Here is an 18,823-nt window from a genome sequence, read left to right on the forward strand (position 1 = left end):
CCATGCAAGCGACACCGGTGGTGGTGGACGGGCTGCCGCAGCCGCAACGCGGCCGCGCGGTGGTGGTCATCGTGCTCGGCATCTCCCTGTCCGTGCTGGACGGCAGCATCGTCAACCTGGCCTTGCCGGCCATGGCGCGCGAGCTGAACGCACCGGCCTCACACACCATCTGGGTCGTCAACGCCTACCAGATCGCCTCGCTCGTCATGCTGCTGCCCCTGGCCGCGCTGGGCGACCGCCTGGGCTACCGGCGCGTCTACCTGGTGGGCATGCTGCTGTTCGTGCTGGCCTCCATTGCCGCCATGCTGTCCACCTCCTTGCCCATGCTCACCGCCGCGCGCGCCCTGCAGGGCCTGGGCGCGGCCGGCGTCATGAGCGTGAACACCGCGCTGGTGCGGCTGATTTACCCGAGCACACGCCTGGGGCGCGGCATCGCCATCAACTCCATGGTGGTCGCCACCTCCACCATGGCCGGGCCCGCGGTGGCGGCGGCCATTCTCTCGGTGGCCTCCTGGCCCTGGCTGTTTGCGCTCAACCTGCCGCTGGGCCTGCTCACCCTGTGGATGGGGCGCCGCGCCTTGCCGTTCAACCCGCCGCGCAACAAGGATGCGGCCCCGCAGAAGTTCTCGTTGATCGACGTGCTGCTCAACGTGCTGATGTTCACCCTGGTGTTTGTCGGCGCCGACTACCTCGGTGTGCGCAGCGGCAGCGCCGAACACAGCGCGCCGGTGCTCGGCTGGGCCTTGCTGGCCGCCGGTGTGCTGGTGGGTGTGGTCTACGTGCGCCGCCAGTGGCACCTGGCCACGCCCCTGCTGCCGCTGGACCTGCTGCGCATTCCCGTGTTTGCGCTCTCCATGGGGTCGTCGCTCGGCGCCTTCTGCGCCCAGATGCTGGCCTTCATCAGCCTGCCGTTCCTGCTGCTGGATGTGCAAGGCCGCTCGCACATGGACGCCGGCCTGATCATGACCGCCTGGCCCATGGCCACGGTGCTGGTGGCCCCCATCGCCGGCCGGCTCATCGGACGCGTGCCCGCCGGCTGGCTGGGTGGCATCGGCATGCTGGTCTTCGCCAGCGGCCTGTTGCTGGCCGGCCTGCGCCCCGAACACGCCAGCAGCCTCGACATGGCCTGGCGCCTGGCCCTGTGCGGCGCGGGGTTTGCGCTGTTCCAGTCACCCAACAACCACACCATCGTCACCACAGCACCCCTGCACCGCAGCGGCGCCGCCAGCGGCATGCTGGGCACAGCCCGCCTGACAGGGCAGACGACTGGAGCCGTGCTGCTGGCCGCCATTTATGCGGTGTGGGACCAGCACGATGGCACGGGCGAGACGATTGCCCTGTGCCTGGCGGCGGGCTGCGCCTTGCTTGCAGGCGTCGCCAGCACGTTGCGCGTGAGGGCCAGCCGATGATCTACGGGGCGTGAACCGAACAAGGGGGCCCGCCAGATCCGGGCCTCGGTGCATCACGCGTTGCGCAGGTTTTGCGTTGCGTAGGTCTGAAGGAACGACAGAAGTGCGTCCAGCGCTTGCCCGCGGTCGGCTTCCGCGACCAGCACGCCGATGTCATCGAAAGGCATCTCCTGCGTCCAACGGATTTGCGTCAGCAGCCCTGTTTGCAGAAAACGTTGCATCACGCTCAACGGCACCAGGCTCAGCAACGGTTCCTTGCTCAGCAGTGTCCAAAGCATGGTCGGTGAAGCACAGACGATGTTGTAGTGCCGTACCGAGGGCGTGGCAGTGGAGAAAAAGCGGTCCAACACCTCTCTCGCGGCGATGGAACTGGGTGGCACCAACCAGGTGTTGGACAGGAGATCGCTCATGTTGACGCGGCGTTTTCGCGACAAAGGATGAGAGGCACCCGCCACGATGCCGAACTGGTCGGCCCAGAGCGGTATGAAGGACCAGCCTGCAGGCATGACGGAAGGCCTGCGGCAGATGGTGCAGTCCACCTCACGATTGGCCAAAAGGCTGGCGTGGCGCTGGGCATCGGCCTCGATCAGTTCGATCACCGTTTGTGATTGCTGGCGCGCAAACGCGGGCAAAGCCTCGCCAAGATGACTGCCAATGGCAGCGGAAATCGCCGCGATGCGGATCACCCCCACCGCACCTTGCGCGATCTCGGCAGCCCGTGTGGCGGTGTCGTCCACCAGACCCAGCATGCGCCGGGCCAGCGGCAACAGCAGTTCTCCGGCCCTGGTGAGCGCCATGCCTTGCGAATGGCGCAGAAACAGATTGCACTCGAGCAGCTTTTCCAGGTCGGCAAGGCACTGTGTGGCCGATGGCTGCGTGATGCCGACGGCATCGGCTGCTTTTTTGACCGTTTGCAGCTCGGCCACCTTCACGAAAACGTGCAGGTGGCGCAGGCGCGCGCGACCCAGGAGGCGGTTGCGCAGGGAAGTGGCTGAGACGGGCAAACCCATGGTGCCCTGGATGGTATAGGAGTTGCCAATTCAACCGTTCAATTCTTGATTGGACGGCTATATGAGGGCAAAGGACACTCGCCGCACCCCTACAAAACGGAGACAAACATGAGCATTCGTCGCAGAACCGTATTCGCTTCGCTGGCCTTGCTGGCCGTCGCATCGATGGCCAGCGCCCAGAACTACCCCAACAAGCCGATCACGCTTGTTGTGCCTTACCCGGCCGGTGCCGCCGTGGACCGCGTGGGCCGGGCGCTGAGTCTGGAACTTCAGAAACGGCTGGGGCAGCCCGTGGTGGTTGAAAACCTGGGCGGAGCCTCCGGCACCATCGGCGCCAAGAAGGTGCAGCGCGCCACGCCAGACGGGTACACGCTGCTGGTGGGCACGGTCAACGACATGCTGGTCGCTCCCGTGGTGCTCAAGGCGGGTTACACGAGCAAGGATTTCACCGCCATCACGCGCCTGTCGCACAACACCACGGCGCTGGTCGCGCACCCCAGCTTCGGAGCCAACAACGTCGACGAGTTGGTCGCGCTCGCCAAAAAACACAACGGCCCGCTGCTGGCAGGTGCATCCGGTGTGGCGATGATGCAGACGATCGGTGGCACCTTGCTGGCCGAAGCCGGCGGTTTTAGCCTCGACCATGTGCCTTACAAGGGGGGTGCCCCGCTTCTGAACGATCTGGCCGGCGGGCAGGTCCAGCTGGGTACGGTTGCGCTGATGTCGGCGTTGCCCATGATCCGCGAGGGCCGGCTCAAGGCCATCGGCGTCATTTCATCCCATCGTGACCCCACGGCACCCAACATTCCGACCGTGAACGAGGGCCAGCGTGTCAAAGGCGTCGAAGCCGATCTCTGGACAGGGGTGCTGGGCCCCGCCGGTTTGCCCGAGCCCGTTCTGGCAAGGCTGACTGCAGCGCTGAAGGACATCGCGACCGACGCGGCCTACCGGGATGCCGAGTTCAAGGCGGGCAGCATTGTGGTCGAACCCAATGACAGCAAAGCCTTCTCGCAGTTCTTGCTGCGCGAAGAAGCGCGCTTGAAGCCCACGCTGGTAAATGTGAAAGCGAACTGATGAGTGCACTCCTTGGCCTTCCGCTGCACAGAACCACCGTCTCCGGTGGCTTCGAGATCCACTTTGCAGAGGAGGGTCGAGGGACTCCCCTGGTGTTCATCCACGGGGGGATGGGCGACTGGTCATCATGGGCGCCGCAGTGGGACACCTTCACCCGGCACTTTCGCTGCATCACCTACAGCCGGCGCTTCAGCAGCCCCAATCAAAACGTGCTGGACAGCGGGACGCACTCGGTGTTCGCAGAAGCGCAGGACCTGGTGCAACTGCTCGAGCAGTGGTGCGAAGAGCCTGCCATTCTGGTGGGCACATCCTACGGTGCCTACACGGCACTCCAGACAGCGCTTGCCGCGCCCGGGCGGGTGCTTGCGCTGGTCCTGACCGAACCTCCGGTACTGCCTTTCGCAGATGAGGTGCCTGGCGGCCAAGAGGCGCGGCTGCAGTTTCAGCGCGAGGTGCTGGACCCGGCAACCGAGGCTTTCAGGCAGGGGGATGCAGACCGCGCGGTGCGGATGCTCACCGATGGCATCAACGGACAGGGCCCTGGAGAGGCGGGCACAGCCGACGGCCGCGCGCGCCGCCTTCGCAATGCAGAAGCCATTCGTGCGCTTTGTGTCTCCTCGGACGCTTACCCCGCATTGGACCGCGATGCGCTCAGGGCGTTGAGGCAACCTGTTTTGCTGACACACGGTGATCGCACCCAGGCCATTCATCGTGCAACGACCTCGGCAGTCTCTCGTTATCTGGCGCATGCACGTGTCGCCCAGGTGCGCGACAGTGGTCACGGAGCTCATCGTGACAATCCATCGGACTTCAACGCACTGGTGCTGGACTTCCTAAGAGAAAGTTGCCCGGACGCGTTGCGCGGCGCTCTCCCGACAGCAGGGCGCGCCAGTTCCTGCTAGGCCTTGCGGCCCGCCAACAACCCCTCCGCCAACGCCCGCACCGACAAAGGCGCACACCCCTCCGCCTTGTTGCTGATCGTCACGTAAACGTTCTGCCCCGCGCCGCTCACGCCGGCGATGGTGCGCACCAGCAGGTCGCGGGTGTCCTGGTCCACGTCGTGGACGCGGTCGTAGGGGCTGTACTCGCGTTGCGCGTCTTCGTAGCCGTAGGCGCCGTGCAGCGGGTTGAGGTTCCAGCGGCAGACCATCGGGCCCGGCCAGAGTTTGCGCAGCAAGGGCAGTTGGTCTGCCAGGCGCGGCATCTTGGCGTGCAGGCACAGGCACCAGGTGGCGCCGGCTTCGCGCAGCACGGCGGCGAGTTCGGGCATGAAGACCGGGTCCAGCCACTCGGGGTCACGTACTTCCAGTGCCAGCACGCCATCCGGCGCGGTGGGCGAGAGCGACGGCTGGGCCAGCAGCAGGGTGCGCACGCGTTGCAGCACCAGCGGCAGGTTGTGCAACAGGTGCCGGGGCAGCGGGCTGAGCTGGAACACCAGCGCGCCCACCTTGTGGCCCAGGCCTGCGAGCGCGGGCGCCACGAAATCTTGCGTGGCCAGCACCGGGTCGAGGAACGCGGGGTTGGGCTGCAGGCCGCGGCCGTCTTCGCCGCGCACCATCGCATCGGTCACGTGGCTCGGCGCCTTGACCACGAAGCGGAAATCGTCCGGCACCTGGGCCGCATGGCGTGCGTACTGGTCTTGCGTGAGGGGGCGGTAGAAGCTGCGGTCCACGCTCACGGTGCGCAGCAGGGGGTGTTGGCCGTAGGCGGTCAGGCCTTCGCGGGAGAGCAGGCTGTCGCTGTAGCTGCCGCCGTCCCAGACCAGGTTGGCCCAGCCCGGGTAGCTCCACGACGAGGTGCCCAGGCGCACCCGGGGCGACAAGGCCGCGCCCAGTGCCTGCAGGGTGGCGTCGGGCGGGGCAGGGCTCACCTCGGCCGCGCGCTTGCGCCGTGCCGGGGCAGCAGCGGGCTCGGCTTGCGGCTGGGGCGGGGCAGGTGCGGAGGGAGGGGAGGGCGGATCGCCGAACAGGTCGTCTTGCATGGGGGAACAACGGGCGTGCGTACCACAAACGCCACCCGGACCCGTGGGATGTTAGCCGTGACGGGTGTGGCAAACTTCCGCGCTTCTTTTGTTTCCACAGCGACGGTGCATGCAGCAGATCATCCGGCAGATCGCCACAGAAATCAGGGTTGAAGAACGACAGGTGTTGGCAGCGGCCGAGCTGCTGGATGGTGGGGCCACGGTGCCCTTCATCGCGCGTTACCGCAAGGAGGTCACCGGCGGCCTGGACGACGTCCAGCTGCGCGAGCTGGCCTACCGCCTCGACTACCTGCGCGAGCTGCAAGACCGCCGCGCCACCGTGCTCAAGAGCATTGACGAACAGGGCAAGCTCACCGACGCGCTGCGCGCCGCGATTGCCGCCGCGCCCACCAAGCAGGAACTGGAAGACCTCTACCTGCCGTTCAAGCAGAAGCGCCGCACCAAGGGCCAGATTGCGCGCGAGTTCGGCATCGAACCCCTGGCCGACAAGCTCTTTGCCGACCCCACGCTGGACCCGGCCACCGAAGCCGACGCCTTCACGCGCGAGCCCGAGGTGCTGGACGACGGCAAACCCGGTGCCGATTTCTCCACCGTGCCGGCCGTGCTCGACGGCGTGCGCGACCTGCTGAGCGAGCGCTGGGCCGAAGACCCTTCGCTGGTGCAGAACCTGCGCGAATGGCTCTGGGCCGAAGGCCTGCTGAAAAGCACGCTGGTGGCGGGCAAAGACGAAAACAACCCGGACGTGGCCAAGTTCCGCGACTACTTCGAGTACGACGAACCGATTTCCCGCGTGCCCTCGCACCGGGCCCTCGCCGTGTTCCGTGGCCGCGCGCTGGAAATCCTCGACGCCAAGCTGGTGCTGCCGGAGCCGCCCGACGCGGTGCCGGCCGGCAAGCCCGGTGCCACGCCCTCGCTGGCCGAAGGCCGCATTGCCCTGCACCTGGGTTGGAGCCACCAGGGCCGCAAGGCCGACGACCTGCTGCGCAAATGCGTGGCCTGGACCTGGCGCGTGAAGCTCTCGCTCTCCAGCGAGCGTGACCTGTTCGCCCGCCTGCGCGAGAGCGCCGAGGCGGTGGCCATCAAGGTGTTTGCCGACAACCTGCGCGACCTGCTGCTGGCCGCACCGGCCGGCCCGAAGGTGGTGATGGGCCTGGACCCGGGCATCCGCACCGGCGTGAAGGTGGCCGTGGTGGATGCCACCGGCAAGCTGGTGGACACGTCCACCGTCTACCCGCACGAACCCCGGCGCGACTGGGACGGCTCGCTGCACACCCTGGGCCTGCTGGCGCGCAAACACGGCGTGAACCTGATCGCCATCGGCAACGGCACCGCCAGCCGCGAAACCGACAAACTGGCCGCCGACCTCATCAAGCTGCTGGAGAAGGCCGGCCAGACCGGCATCCAGAAGGTGGTGGTGAGCGAGGCCGGTGCTTCGGTGTATTCCGCCAGCGAGTTCGCCTCGCAGGAAATGCCCGACGTGGACGTGAGCCTGCGTGGCGCCGCCTCCATCGCACGCCGCCTGCAAGACCCGTTGGCCGAGCTGGTGAAGATCGACCCCAAGAGCATCGGCGTGGGCCAGTACCAGCACGACGTGAACCAGAGCGAACTGGCCCGCACGCTGGAAGCGGTGGTGGAGGATTGCGTGAACGGTGTGGGTGTGGACCTGAACACCGCCAGCGTGCCGCTGCTCTCGCGCGTGTCCGGCCTGTCGGGCAGCGTGGCCAAGGCCGTGGTGCGCTGGCGCGAGGCGCACGGTGCCTTCAAGAACCGCCAGCAGCTGATGGACGTGGCCGGCCTGGGCGCCAAGACGTTTGAACAGAGCGCGGGTTTCCTGCGCATCCGCGGCGGCGACAACCCGCTGGACATGACCGGCGTGCACCCCGAAACCTATGCGGTGGTGGAGCAGATCATGGCCAACACCGGCAAGCCGGTGGCCGAGCTGATGGGCCGCGCCGACATGCTCAAGACGCTGCGGCCCGAGCTGTTCGCCAACGACAAGTTTGGTGTGATCACGGTCAAGGACATCCTGGGCGAACTGGAAAAGCCCGGCCGCGACCCGCGCCCCGATTTCCAGGTGGCGCGCTTCAACGACGGCGTGGACGACATCAGCGACCTGCGCGAGGGCATGATCCTCGAAGGCACGGTGAGCAACGTGGCCCAGTTCGGCGCTTTCATCGACCTGGGCGTGCACCAGGACGGCCTGGTGCACGTGAGCCAGCTCTCGCACAAGTTCGTGAACGACGCGCGCGAAATCGTCAAGACCGGCGACATCGTCAAGGTCAAGGTGATGGAAGTGGACGTGGCGCGCAAGCGCATCGGCCTGTCGATGAAACTGGGTGATGCACCCGGGCGCAGCAGCGGCGGTGGTGCCGGTGGCGGCGCACGCGACAACCGCTTTGAGCCCATGCGCGGCAACGGCGGACGCCAGGGCGGTCGCGCCCCCGAGCCGGCCGCGCCTTCGGCCATGGCCTCGGCGTTTGCCAAGCTGAAAAGGTAAGCCGCGGAGTAAGCCGAAAGGGATCAAGTTGCGGGGCAGGGTGCCGATAGAAGGGGGAACCCAAAAACCTCTGCACATCCTTGCTGCCCGATGGAACTTGAAGCCCTACTGAACTACCCGCGGGCCTTGCCCGCCATGTCCCGCACCGTCAGCGACCTGTTGACGGAGATGAACAAGGAAGACCCGGACCCGCGGCGGGTGGCCGACCTGATCTCGCAAGATCCGGCGCTCACCACCCGCGTGCTGCGGCTGTCGAACTCGGCTTTTTTCCGGGTCAGCCGGCAGGTGGGCAACGCGCAGGAGGCGGTGTCCCTGCTGGGCATGACGCACGTGCGCTCGCTGGTGATGGCCGCCGCGCTGGGATCGAGCTTCAAGAACGTGCCGGGCGTGGACATGGTGCAGTTCTGGCGCTACAGCCTGCGCGTGGCCGCCATCTCCAAATCACTCGCGGGCCTGCTGCGGCAGAACGAGGGCAATGCCTTCACCGCCGGCCTGGTGCACGCCATTGGCGACCTGATCATGCACATCGCCATGCCCGACGTCATCGGCCCGCTCGACATGGGAACACCGCCGCTGGACCTGCGGCGCGCCGAGGTGGAGCAATCGTTGCTCGGCTACAGCTATGCCGACGTGGGCGCCGGCATGGCCGAGCGCTGGCAGTTCCCCGAATCCATCGTGCTGGCGCTGCGCCACCAGGTGCACCCGTTTGACGGCGAGCACTACGAGCCGCTGGCCGGCGTGCTGAACCTGGCGTCTTGGCGCGCGCGGGCGGAAGAAATCCAGCTCGACGAAGGCGGCCTGGCCGCAACCTTCCCCGACATGGTGGGCCTGACGCTGGGCCTCGATCTCGACAGTGTGCTCGGCAAAGACCCGACCGAGTGGTCGTTCAGCCAGGCGTTGACGGCATTCATCGACTGACACGGGTTCCCGGCAGTTTTTTGTCGGGCCACGCTCAAGTCGCGCGCGCGACTGTCGATAAGTGACATAGAACCGCACCGCCCGCAGCACACCAACGAAGGCAGAACACCATGCAACTCGAAAAGCTCCTCAAGCAACCGAATGCCCTGCCGTCCGTGCCCAAGGTCATCCGCAAACTCATCGAAACCTTCGACGAGGAAGATGTGGACGCCATCCTGGTGGCGAGGCTGATCGAAGAAGACCCGGTGCTCACGGCCAAGCTGCTGAAAACCGCCAACTCCGCCTTCTTCGGCCTGAACCGCTCGGTGAACACCGCGCGCGAAGCCATCAACGTGCTGGGCCTGATCAAGGTGCGTGCCCTGGTCATTGCCGCCTCGCTGGGCGACGGTTTTCACACCGTGGGCGGCGTCAACCTCAACCAGTTCTGGCGCTACAGCCTCAACACCGCAGCGCTCTCGCGCTACATCGCACTGCCGATCAAGATGGACGAGAACACCGCGTTCACGGCCGGCCTGATCCACGGCATCGGTGAGCTGGTGATGCACGTGGGCATGCCCGAGGCCATGATCGACCTCGACCGCAGCGTGCCCATGCTGGACCTGAAACGCGCCAAGGCCGAGCGCGGCCTGTTCGGCTACAGCTATGCCGAGGTGGGCGCGGCGCTGGCGCGTGAATGGCATTTCCCCAAGCGCATGATCAATGCCATCCTTCACCAGACGGCACCGTTCGACAACGACGTCTACGAGCCGATTGCCGGCGTGATCCACATCGGCTCCTGGCGCGCCCGCGCCGAAGAGCAGCAGATGCGCTCGGAGCTGCTGATCAACACCTACCCCGACCCGGTCGGCCTGGTGCTGGGCATCGACCCCGACACCGTGGTGGTGGAAGACATCCCCTCGATCTCGCGCCACGCCGAGTCGAGCGAAACCCCTGCCTCCACCTTCTGACGCCGGCAGTGGCGGGGCTGCGCGACAATCGCAGCCCTATGTCCGCATTGCGCTTCTATGCCGGCCCCAAGGCCCGGCACCACATCGAACAACATGGCCTGCGTCCGCAAGACGTCGGCATCATCCCCGCCGCTGCCGGCGGGCCCAAGGGCCTGATCCTCGGCCCGCTGGACCGTTTCCTGTTTGGCGACTGGCTGCCGCGCAGCGAACAGCCGGTGCACCTGGTGGGCGCGTCCATCGGCGCCTGGCGCATGGCCACAGCCTGCCTGGAGCAGCCCGCCGCCGCCTTCGAGCGGCTGGAGCGCGACTACATCGCCCAGCACTACGAGCTGCCGCCCGGCCAGAAGCGGCCAACAGCCGACCAGATCAGCGAGCGTTTTGCCGACAACCTGCGCCTGTTCTACGGTGGCCGCGTGACAGAGGTGCTGAACCACCCGCGTTACCGGCTGCACATCGTCACCTCGCGCGGGCGCAAGCTGCTGCACCAGGGCGGCAGTGTGCGCACCACCCTCGGCTACCTGAGCGCCTTTGCCGCCAACGCGCTGGACCGCAAGGCCCTGGGCGCCTGGCTGGAGCGGGTGGTGTTTTCCTCTGCGGTGCCGGGCAAGGGTGTGTTGAGCCCGCTGCCGTTCTCCATCCGTGACTACCGCAGCCGCCAGATTGGACTGGCGGACGACAACTTCATGGACGCGCTGCGCGCCAGCTGCTCCATTCCCTTCATGCTGCGCCCGGTGCGGCACATTGCGGGCGCGCCGCCCGGCACCTACTGGGACGGCGGCCTGACCGACTACCACCTGCACCTGCAATACCAGCCCGCAGCCGGCTCCCCCATCGTGCTCTACCCGCACTTCCAGAAGGCGGTGGTGCCGGGCTGGCTCGACAAGGCCTGGAAAGGCCGCCACATCAGCAGCCCGGCGCTGGACAGCATGCTGGTGATCGCACCCGATCCGGCCTGGGTAAGGGGTTTGCCCAACGGCAAACTGCCCGACCGTGCCGACTTCACCCGCTACGGGCAGGACGTGCAGGCACGCATGAAGGTCTGGAACGGTGCCACCAGCGCGGCGCGGCAACTGGCCGACGAGTTCGCGGCCTGGGTTGAGCAGCCCGACCTGTCGCGGCTGGAGCCGCTTTAGGCGTTTCGAGGTTTCAGGGTTTTGGCGCGTCGAGCAGGTACAGCGTGCTCGCCCGCTCCAGCAGCCATTCGCTGAAGCCCACGCTGCACACCACGTCCTGCCGCAGCGGCAGGTCTCGGCCGAGATTGAATGCCATCAGCACATGGCCCTGGCCGGCATCCCGGTGCACGCGCACGAAGTCCACCCCATGGGCCATCGCCCGGTACGCGAAGCGCGCCGCGTAACCTTCGCGCGCGTCCGGGTCCCGGCACAGCAGTTGCACACGCGGGCCAGGCAGGGTCCAGTCCACGCGTTCATCGGGGTGCAGGTGCAACTCCAGTTGCAGGCGGCGCGGTGTCTCGGCGCGCAGGCGCAGCCCGTGCAGCACCCGGGTGTCGTGGATGTGTTCGATGCGGCGTTCCAGCAGCGGCTCAAACGGCGCGCCGCGCAGGTCTCGCGGCGCCACGTTGCGCGCGTCGAGGAGGGCCACACGCTCGCCGTAGGCGGTGCGCAGGCAGTCGGCATCGCCGCAGGCGTTGCGAACCTGGCGCAACCAGCGCCGCTGTTCGGCACGCAAACGGGCCGCCGCGGGCCGGTCGGCCTTGCGCAGCAGGGCACGGTAGAGCGTTTTGAGGCTCTCGTCGGCCCGGGCCAGGTCGGGCGTGGTGCACACCAGCCGCTCCGCGCTGCGTTCGGCCCGCGCGCAGTCGAAGCCGGGCGACTGCGCGCGGGCGGCCGTGCCACCAAGCAGCGGCGCAAGCAGGGCAAGAGCAGACAGAAGACGTTTCATCGGCGCGCAAGGTAGCACAGGCCCGGCGCGGCCGAGCGCGGGATAATCCCTGCCATGCAAGCCTTTCTCACCGCCGCCCTGTACCAGTTCGTGGACCTGCCCGACTTTGCCGACCTGCGCGAGCCGCTGCAGGCCTGCTGCGACGCGAACGAGGTCAAGGGCACGCTGCTGCTGGCGCGCGAAGGCATCAACGGCACCATTGCCGGGCCCGAGGCCGGCGTGCGGGCGGTGCTTGCCCATCTGCGCGCCGATCCGCGCCTGGCAAAGCTGCCGCACAAGGAATCTTGGAGCGACCACCCGCCGTTCCACCGCATGAAGGTGCGGCTGAAGAAGGAAATCGTCACCCTGCGTGTGCCCGGCCTGGACCCGAACCAGACCGTGGGCCAGTACGTGAAGCCGCAGGACTGGAACGCCTTGCTGGCCGAGCCCGACGTGCTGGTGATCGACACCCGCAACGACTACGAGGTGGCCATCGGCACCTTCAATGGCGCGGTGAACCCGAACATCAAGACCTTCACCGAACTGCCGGCCTGGCTGGATGCGCAACCGGCCCTGCAGGGCGAGGGCAAGAAGCCCAAGGTGGCGATGTTCTGCACCGGCGGCATTCGCTGCGAAAAATCCACCGCGCTGATGAAGATGCGTGGCTTCGACGAGGTCTACCACCTCGAAGGCGGCATCCTCAAATACCTGGAAGAGGTGCCGCCCGAGCAGAGCACCTGGCAGGGCGAGTGTTTCGTGTTCGACGAGCGCGTGAGCGTGGGCCATGGCCTGGCGCAAGGTCCGCACGAGCTGTGCCGCTCCTGCCGCTGGCCGCTGGGCCCGGAAGACAAGGCCTCGCCGCTGTACGTGAAGGGTGTGAGCTGCGCGCACTGCCACGACCAGCGCAGCCCGGAAGAAAAAGCCCGCCTGGCCGAACGCCAGCGCCAGGTGGAGCTGGCCGAAGCGCGCGGCGAGGTGCACGTGGGCGCGCGCATGCCCGGGCCGGAACCGCTGGCCTGAACCGCCGGCGTGAATTGAAGCCACCGCGCGGGTGGCCTCCCATCACATCGATGCGTGCAGCATCGCCCGGTAGTCGTCGGCGCTGGCCAGGCGTGGGTTGGTTTTGTGGCAATGGTCGGCCAGCGCGCCTTCGATCACGCGGTCAAACAGGTCTGGCGTGACGCCCATCGCGGCCAGGCCGGAAGGCAAGCCGAGCCGGGCGCTCATGTCCTTCACCGCTTCGGGCACCTCGCTGCCGCTGGCCAGGCCCATCGCCTGGGCCATGCGCTGCAGGCGTTCGTCTTTCCGCATCGACTCGGCCTCGGCGTTGAAGCGGATCACGGCCGGCAAAAAGACGGCGTTGAGCGTGCCGTGGTGCAGGCGCGGGTTCACGCCGCCCAGGCTGTGGCTGAGCGAGTGCACGCAGCCCAGGCCTTTCTGGAACGCCATCGCGCCCTGCATGGAGGCGCTCATCATGTTCAGGCGCGCCTCGCGGTCCTGCCCGTCTTTTGTGGCGCGTTCGATGTGCGCCCAGCCGCGCCGCAGGCCGTCCAGGCCGATGCCGTCGGCCGGCGGGTTGAAGGCCGGCGCCATGAAGGTTTCCATGCAGTGGGCAATGGCGTCCATGCCGGTCGCGGCGGTCAACATGGGCGGCAGGCCGAGCGTGAGTTCGGGGTCGAGCAGGGCGGTGCGGGGCACCAGGTACCAGCTGTGGAAGCCGAGCTTGCGCCCGTCGTCCACGATCACGATGGCACCACGCGCCACCTCGCTGCCGGTGCCGGCGGTGGTAGGCACCGCAATCAGCGGCGGCACGCGTTCGGTGATCTTCGGCGAGCCGCCTTCGATGGTTGCGTAGGTCTTGAGCGGGCCTTCGTGCGTGCAGGCAATCGCCACGCCCTTGGCGCAGTCGATGGCGCTGCCGCCGCCCAGGGCAATGAGTCCGTTGCAGCCGGCCTCGCGGTACACCGCCACCGCGGCGCGCACCGCGGCTTCGGTGGGGTTGGACGGGGTTTGGTCAAACACGGCGGGCTGCTGGCCGGGCAGGGCGGCGAGCGCCTTGTCCAGCAGGCCGGCGGCTTTCACGCCGGCGTCGGTGACGATCAAAGGGCGGCTGATGCCGACGCGTTCGCACTCGGCCTGCAACTGGGCCAGCGCGCCGAAGTCGATGAGGATGTTGGTGACGTAGAGGATCTGGGCCATGGGGGTGTCTCCTGGAGGGCGCCCGGGCGTCTGCGGCCCGGTGTGCGAAAACTATACGGATGGCCTGCGGCCTTGCCTATGGCGGCAGACCCGCACGGGTCGCGCAAAAGACAGCCACAATGCATTCCCATGGCCCACCCCCAAGACCCCCGCAACCTGCTCACACCCGCCATGCGCGGTGTGCTGGACCGCATTGCACGCGCCGGCCATCCGCCGCTGCACGCCCTGCCGCCCGACCAGGCCAAGGCCGCCTACGAGGCCGGGGCCGGTGTGCTCGAAGTGCCCTCGCAAGCGCTGGCCCGCGTGGAAGACCTGCACATTCCGGCGCGCGATGGCGTGGCCTTGCCGGCGCGGCTGTTCGCCCCTGCGTCCGCGCAGCCGCTGCCGGTGCTGCTGTATTTTCATGGCGACGGCTTCACGGTGGGCAGCGTGGCCACGCATGCGCCGCTGTGCCGCCAGCTCGCGCACCTGGCGCAGTGCGCCGTGCTGTCGGTGGACTACCGGCTGGCGCCAGCGGCGCAGTTTCCAACCGCCGTGCACGACGCCTGGGACAGCCTGGACTGGCTGCGTGCGCAGGCCAGCACGCTCGGCCTGGACGCCTCGCGCATCGCACTCGGCGGCGACAGCGCGGGCGGCACGCTGGCGGCGGTGACCGCCATTGCCGCGCGTGACGCGAACTGGCCGATTGCGCTGCAATGCCTGTTCTACCCCGGCTGCGCGGGCCACCAGGACACCGCCAGCCACCAGACCTTCGCCGAAGGTTTTCTGCTGGAAGAAGCGGACGTCACCTACTTCTTCGGCCACTACCTGCGCAGCGCCGCCGACCGCGACGACTGGCGTTTTGCGCCGCTCGATGGCGTGGATGAAAGCGGCCACGTGCGCGAACTCGACGACGTGGCACCGGCCTGGATCGGCCTGGCCGAATGCGATCCGCTCATCGACGAGGGCGTGATGTACGCCGACCGCCTGCGCCATGCCGGTGTGCCGGTAGACCTGGAGATCTACGCCGGCATGGTGCACGGCTTCATCAACTTCGGTCGCGCCATTCCCGAAGCGCGCACCGCCCACCAACACGCCGCACTCGCGCTGCGCAACGCTTTTGGAGCGTCCTGAGATGAGCTTGACCCGGTCCGACTTCCGCTTCTTCCATCGCATGCGGGTGCGCTGGGCCGAGGTGGACATGCAGAAAATCGTGTTCAACGCCCATTACCTGATGTACTTCGACACCGCCATCAGCGACTACTGGCGCGCCCTGGCCCTGCCGTACCAGGAAAGCATGGAGCAGCTCGACGGCGACCTGTACGTGGTGAAGGCCACGGTGGAGTTCCTCGCCTCGGCGCGCATGGACGACCAGATCGAGGTCGCCATGAAGTGCAGCCGCATCGGCACCTCGTCGCTCACGTTCACCGGTGCCATCTTCCGGGGCGAGGAGCACCTCATCAGCGGTGAGCTGATCTACGTGTTTGCCGACCCGGCAACACAGAAATCGCGCCCGGTGCCGCCGCTGCTGCGCGAAACCCTCAACGGCTTCGAGGCCGGCGAACCCAGCACCCACGTGCGGGTTGGGCCGTGGAGCGAACTCGGCCCGGATGCCCAGCGCCTGCGCACCGCCGTGTTCGTGGAAGAGCAGCGCATTCCGAAAGAGCTGGAATGGGACGAGGCCGACCAGCACGCGCTGCATGCCGTGGCCTACAACCGCCTGGGCCGGCCGGTCGCCACAGGGCGGCTGCTGCCGCACGAACCCGGCGTGGCGCGCATCGGCCGCATGGCGGTGGAGCGTTCGCTGCGCGGCACCCGCCTGGGCCGCGACGTGCTGCACGCGTTGATGGGCGCGGCACGCGAACGTGGTGACAACCAGTTGATGCTGCACGCCCAGCAAAGCGCCAAACCCTTTTACGCCCGCATGGGATACACACCACGCGGTGAGGCGTTTGAAGAGGCCGGCATCCCGCACCAGGAGATGGTGATCCGGCTCTGAGCCGGAGCGCGTCTTACCAGCGCAGGGATTCGTGCCGCGCCGCGGCGCCGGCCAGCGCCACACCGGCGTCGTTCGCGCTGTGGGTCCATTCGTCCATCTCGACCTGCCAGCCCGCACCGCCTTCTGCGGGCCGTGTGCGCACCAGCAGGCTGCTGCGCGTGCCGTAGCCGCGGCCGGGCATGTGCACGAAGGGGCTGGAGAGTGCGCGCTCCAGATCGTCGGGCACTCCGGTGTGCGGCAGTTCGGCATCGGGCGCGGCGCTGCGGTCGGCCAGGCTGCGGGTCAGCGGCTGCTGCCAGGCCTGGTCTGCCGCGTCCAGCCGGCGCAGGCTGTCGTGCAGGGCCTGCTTGAGGCGTTGCGTCTTGGGCCAGGGCGTGTCGAGGCTGGCGTTGGACAGGCCGTAGACGCCAGGTGCCAGCGTCTGGCGGTGCAGCATGGGCATCTCTGCCGCGCCGTGCGCCGTGTCGGGCTGGCGGTTGCTCAGCCAGGTCCACTGGCGCCGGTGGAAGTCGCCCACCACCAGGTTGAAGCCGCTGTAGGCCGCCGGGTCCAGGCCCTCGGCCAGTTGGTCCACGTCGCCGTCACCCTGCAACCAGCGTGTGACCAGTTCGCCGCGGCTGCGTGGGCCGGAGCCCAGCGGCAGTTGCCGCACGTTGGTGAGCATGGCCACGCGGCCTTGAGCGTTCAGGCCCAGCCAGGTGCCGCCTTCGCGCAGGTCGCGCCCGCCCAGCACCTCGCCGCCGTCGGGCAAGGCCCAGCGGTGCAGGGCGGCGGTGGGGCGCTCAAAGGACTCGTCGCGGTTGGCGGCGATGAGCAGCGGGCAGGCCGGGTCGGCGTGCAGGGCGAAGGCGATCAGGCACATGGCGCGGGCTGGGGGTCGGCGATCAGATGTCGTCGAGCAGGGGGTAGGGCAGGGGCAGCAATTGCAGTGCCGCGCCCGTGGCGCTGCCCGCATGCAGGCCGCCTTCTGCGGCCGCGCTGATCTGCAGCGAGACGATGGCGTCGAAGCCACCGGCCGGGTGGGCGGCGGCCTGCACCACGGTACCGCAGGGCTGTTCGGCATCGGCTTGCTGGAACACCTCTTCGCCAGCGTTCAGCGGCGTGTCCGCGTGCACGATGTAAGCGCGGCGCTTCAGCGTGCCGCGGAACTGGCTGCGCGCCACCACCTCCTGGCCGGGGTAGCAGCCCTTCTTGAAGTTCACGCCGCCGATCGACTCGTAGTTCAGCATCTGCGGCACGAAGGCGTCGAACACCGGCTGGCTCAGCGTGGCCACACCACTGCGCACTTCCAGCCACTGCCACAGGGGCTCGGCCAGCGCATCACCCGCCGGCGCAGGCTGGCCGGCCGGGGCCACCCACAGCGCACGCGCCAGGCCTTCGGCCGGGTACAGGCGCACCACACTGGCCTCGCCGTCGCGCCACTGGCTCCAGGCCGGGGTCGGCAGGGACGGCGGCACGGTGCTGCCAACCAGGCCGTACACCGCATACGCCTCACTGGCGTCGCTGAGCCGGGCCTTGGCGCGCAGCACGAACATCGACAGGCGCTTGAGCGTGCTGGCCAGCAGGTCGCGGTTGCAGACCAGCAGGATCTCTTCATGGCTGCGCTTGAAGCCCACGAAGCTGGCCTGCATGCGGCCCTTGGCCGAGCAGAAGGCGGCCAGGCGGGCTTCGGACAGGCCGAGCAGGGCGAAGTCCTGCGTCAACTGGCCTTGCAGGAACTTGGCCGCGTCTTCACCCTCGACGCGGATCACGCCCAGGTGCGACAAGGGGGCCGCGCCATGCGTGGCCAAACCGTGGGGGGTACTGCTGGGAATGGTCGAGGTGCTCATGGCGTCGATTATCATGGCCGGCCCGTTTGCCCGCCTTCCCGGCGCGCCTTGTCCCTGCCGAAAACAAGCCTGTGATCCGTCTTCTGAAACTGCTGGTGATCGTGCCCCTGCTGCTCGCCATCCTGGCTGCCGCGGGTGGCCTCTGGTGGCTGCAGCGCCCCCTGCCACTGGCCGCCGGCGCGACCGAGCAGAACCCGCTGCTGGTCACCATCGCGCCCGGCTCGTCCGCGCAGTCGGTGGCCGACACGCTGGAGAACGGTGGCGTCAACACCCCGTCGCTGCTGCTGTACGCCTGGTTCCGTTTTTCCGGCCAGGCGCGCGACATCAAGGCCGGCACCTACGAGTTTGCGCCCGGCACCACGCCACGCACGCTGCTGTCCAAGCTGGTGCGGGGCGAACAGGCCCTGCGCAGCGTGATCTTTGTCGAAGGCTGGAACGTGCGCCAGGTGCTGCAGGCGGTGCGCAGCTCGCCCGACCTCACGCAAGACCTTGAAGGCCTGAGCAACGCCGAGATCATGGCGCTGATCGGTTACCCCGGCCGCCACCCCGAGGGGCGGTTCTTCCCCGACACCTACCGCGTCGTCACGCGCGCGCCGGCCTCCAGCGTGCTGCGCCAGGCTGCGCAGGCGATGGACACGCGGCTGGCCCAGGTCTGGGCGCAGCGCGACCCGTCGACACCGCTGCGCACGCCCGAAGAGGCGCTGATCCTGGCCAGCATCATCGAAAAGGAAACCGGCCTGGAAAGCGACCGCCGACGCGTGGCCGGGGTGTTCTCCAACCGCCTGCGCATCGGCATGCGGCTGCAGACCGATCCGTCGGTCATCTATGGCCTGGGCGAACGGTACGACGGCAGCCTGCGCCGCATCCACCTCGACACCGACACGCCCTACAACAGCTACACGCGTGCCGGCCTGCCACCCACGCCCATCGCCATGCCCGGCATGGCCTCGCTGCTGGCGGCGGTGCGGCCGCAGGAAACCAACGCGATCTACTTCGTCTCGCGCGGCGACGGCTCCAGCCAGTTCAGCGCCACGCTCGAAGAGCACAATGCGGCGGTGCGGCGCTACATCCTGCGCCGCTGACGCCTCCCGTTTCTTTTT

17 protein-coding genes are annotated in these 18,823 nt (G+C 68.0%); 11 read left to right on the forward strand and 6 right to left on the reverse strand.

Annotated elements, in window-relative coordinates; all coding sequences use genetic code 11:
* Window positions 1-2 precede the first annotated feature (2 nt).
* A complete protein-coding gene (locus HPA01S_RS01155) occupies window positions 3-1,409 on the forward strand; it encodes an MFS transporter (RefSeq protein WP_066266171.1) in 1,407 nt (468 codons plus the stop codon).
* A gap of 53 nt (window positions 1,410-1,462) precedes the next feature.
* Here the strand turns inward: HPA01S_RS01155 and HPA01S_RS01160 are convergent, their stop codons facing one another.
* Complete coding sequence (locus HPA01S_RS01160; protein ID WP_066265584.1) at window positions 1,463-2,419, reverse strand: LysR family transcriptional regulator; 957 nt, start codon at window positions 2,417-2,419, stop codon at window positions 1,463-1,465.
* 108 nt (window positions 2,420-2,527) lie between these two features.
* Here HPA01S_RS01160 and HPA01S_RS01165 point away from each other — a divergent pair, with 108 nt between their 5' ends.
* Together HPA01S_RS01165 and HPA01S_RS01170 are read left to right on the forward strand one after the other, a co-directional pair.
* Window positions 2,528-3,493, forward strand: coding sequence for a Bug family tripartite tricarboxylate transporter substrate binding protein (locus HPA01S_RS01165; protein ID WP_084360375.1), 966 nt, complete (start codon window positions 2,528-2,530; stop codon window positions 3,491-3,493).
* Entirely contained in the window at window positions 3,493-4,395 is a 903-nt protein-coding gene (locus HPA01S_RS01170; protein ID WP_066265588.1) for an alpha/beta fold hydrolase, read from the forward strand. Before HPA01S_RS01165 ends, HPA01S_RS01170 begins: the two co-directional genes overlap by 1 nt.
* On the opposite strand, the gene HPA01S_RS01175 is transcribed toward HPA01S_RS01170, so the two are convergent.
* The gene (locus HPA01S_RS01175) at window positions 4,392-5,474 is read right to left on the reverse strand and encodes a DUF72 domain-containing protein (protein ID WP_066265590.1); all 1,083 of its coding nucleotides are present in this window, start codon (window positions 5,472-5,474) and stop codon (window positions 4,392-4,394) included. The genes HPA01S_RS01170 and HPA01S_RS01175 overlap by 4 nt on opposite strands.
* A 109-nt stretch (window positions 5,475-5,583) precedes the next feature.
* On the opposite strand from HPA01S_RS01175, the gene HPA01S_RS01180 reads away from it, so the two are divergent.
* From HPA01S_RS01180 to HPA01S_RS01195, 4 genes are all read left to right on the forward strand, one after another.
* Window positions 5,584-7,971 carry a Tex family protein gene (locus tag HPA01S_RS01180; RefSeq protein WP_066265592.1) on the forward strand — a complete coding sequence of 796 codons (2,388 nt, stop codon included), beginning with the start codon at window positions 5,584-5,586 and terminating at the stop codon, window positions 7,969-7,971.
* Between the two features lie 135 nt (window positions 7,972-8,106).
* The gene (locus tag HPA01S_RS01185) at window positions 8,107-8,889 is read left to right on the forward strand and encodes an HDOD domain-containing protein (RefSeq protein WP_245638541.1); all 783 of its coding nucleotides are present in this window, start codon (window positions 8,107-8,109) and stop codon (window positions 8,887-8,889) included.
* A gap of 110 nt (window positions 8,890-8,999) precedes the next feature.
* Window positions 9,000-9,836, forward strand: a complete 837-nt coding sequence (locus tag HPA01S_RS01190) for an HDOD domain-containing protein (RefSeq protein WP_066265600.1) — start codon at window positions 9,000-9,002, stop codon at window positions 9,834-9,836.
* A 38-nt stretch (window positions 9,837-9,874) separates the two neighbouring features.
* The gene (locus tag HPA01S_RS01195; RefSeq protein WP_066265603.1) at window positions 9,875-10,969 is read left to right on the forward strand and encodes a patatin-like phospholipase family protein; all 1,095 of its coding nucleotides are present in this window, start codon (window positions 9,875-9,877) and stop codon (window positions 10,967-10,969) included.
* Window positions 10,970-10,982: 13 nt separating this feature from the next.
* On the opposite strand, the gene HPA01S_RS01200 is transcribed toward HPA01S_RS01195, so the two are convergent.
* Entirely contained in the window at window positions 10,983-11,738 is a 756-nt protein-coding gene (locus HPA01S_RS01200) for a lysozyme inhibitor LprI family protein (protein WP_066265605.1), read from the reverse strand.
* Window positions 11,739-11,792: 54 nt separating this feature from the next.
* On the opposite strand from HPA01S_RS01200, the gene trhO reads away from it, so the two are divergent.
* The gene (trhO, locus tag HPA01S_RS01205) at window positions 11,793-12,737 is read left to right on the forward strand and encodes an oxygen-dependent tRNA uridine(34) hydroxylase TrhO (protein WP_066265606.1); all 945 of its coding nucleotides are present in this window, start codon (window positions 11,793-11,795) and stop codon (window positions 12,735-12,737) included.
* A 42-nt stretch (window positions 12,738-12,779) separates the two neighbouring features.
* Here trhO and gbd read toward each other — a convergent pair whose 3' ends face one another.
* Window positions 12,780-13,916: a 4-hydroxybutyrate dehydrogenase gene (gene gbd / locus HPA01S_RS01210; protein ID WP_066265607.1), complete on the reverse strand. Its 1,137-nt coding sequence runs from the start codon at window positions 13,914-13,916 to the stop codon at window positions 12,780-12,782.
* Between the two features lie 129 nt (window positions 13,917-14,045).
* On the opposite strand from gbd, the gene HPA01S_RS01215 reads away from it, so the two are divergent.
* Window positions 14,046-15,029: an alpha/beta hydrolase gene (locus tag HPA01S_RS01215; protein ID WP_066265609.1), complete on the forward strand. Its 984-nt coding sequence runs from the start codon at window positions 14,046-14,048 to the stop codon at window positions 15,027-15,029.
* A 1-nt stretch (window position 15,030) separates the two neighbouring features.
* Window positions 15,031-15,894 carry a YbgC/FadM family acyl-CoA thioesterase gene (locus HPA01S_RS01220; protein ID WP_066265610.1) on the forward strand — a complete coding sequence of 288 codons (864 nt, stop codon included), beginning with the start codon at window positions 15,031-15,033 and terminating at the stop codon, window positions 15,892-15,894.
* A 13-nt stretch (window positions 15,895-15,907) separates the two neighbouring features.
* Here the strand turns inward: HPA01S_RS01220 and HPA01S_RS01225 are convergent, their stop codons facing one another.
* Window positions 15,908-16,756 carry an NRDE family protein gene (locus HPA01S_RS01225; protein ID WP_066265613.1) on the reverse strand — a complete coding sequence of 283 codons (849 nt, stop codon included), beginning with the start codon at window positions 16,754-16,756 and terminating at the stop codon, window positions 15,908-15,910.
* 22 nt (window positions 16,757-16,778) lie between these two features.
* The gene (gene ygfZ / locus HPA01S_RS01230; RefSeq protein WP_066265615.1) at window positions 16,779-17,723 is read right to left on the reverse strand and encodes a CAF17-like 4Fe-4S cluster assembly/insertion protein YgfZ; all 945 of its coding nucleotides are present in this window, start codon (window positions 17,721-17,723) and stop codon (window positions 16,779-16,781) included.
* Between the two features lie 74 nt (window positions 17,724-17,797).
* Here ygfZ and mltG point away from each other — a divergent pair, with 74 nt between their 5' ends.
* Window positions 17,798-18,805, forward strand: a complete 1,008-nt coding sequence (gene mltG / locus HPA01S_RS01235) for an endolytic transglycosylase MltG (protein WP_174525271.1) — start codon at window positions 17,798-17,800, stop codon at window positions 18,803-18,805.
* The last annotated feature ends 18 nt before the right edge of the window (window positions 18,806-18,823 follow it).

The organism is Hydrogenophaga palleronii NBRC 102513 (genome assembly GCF_001571225.1).
Lineage (GTDB): Bacteria > Pseudomonadota > Gammaproteobacteria > Burkholderiales > Burkholderiaceae_C > Hydrogenophaga > Hydrogenophaga palleronii.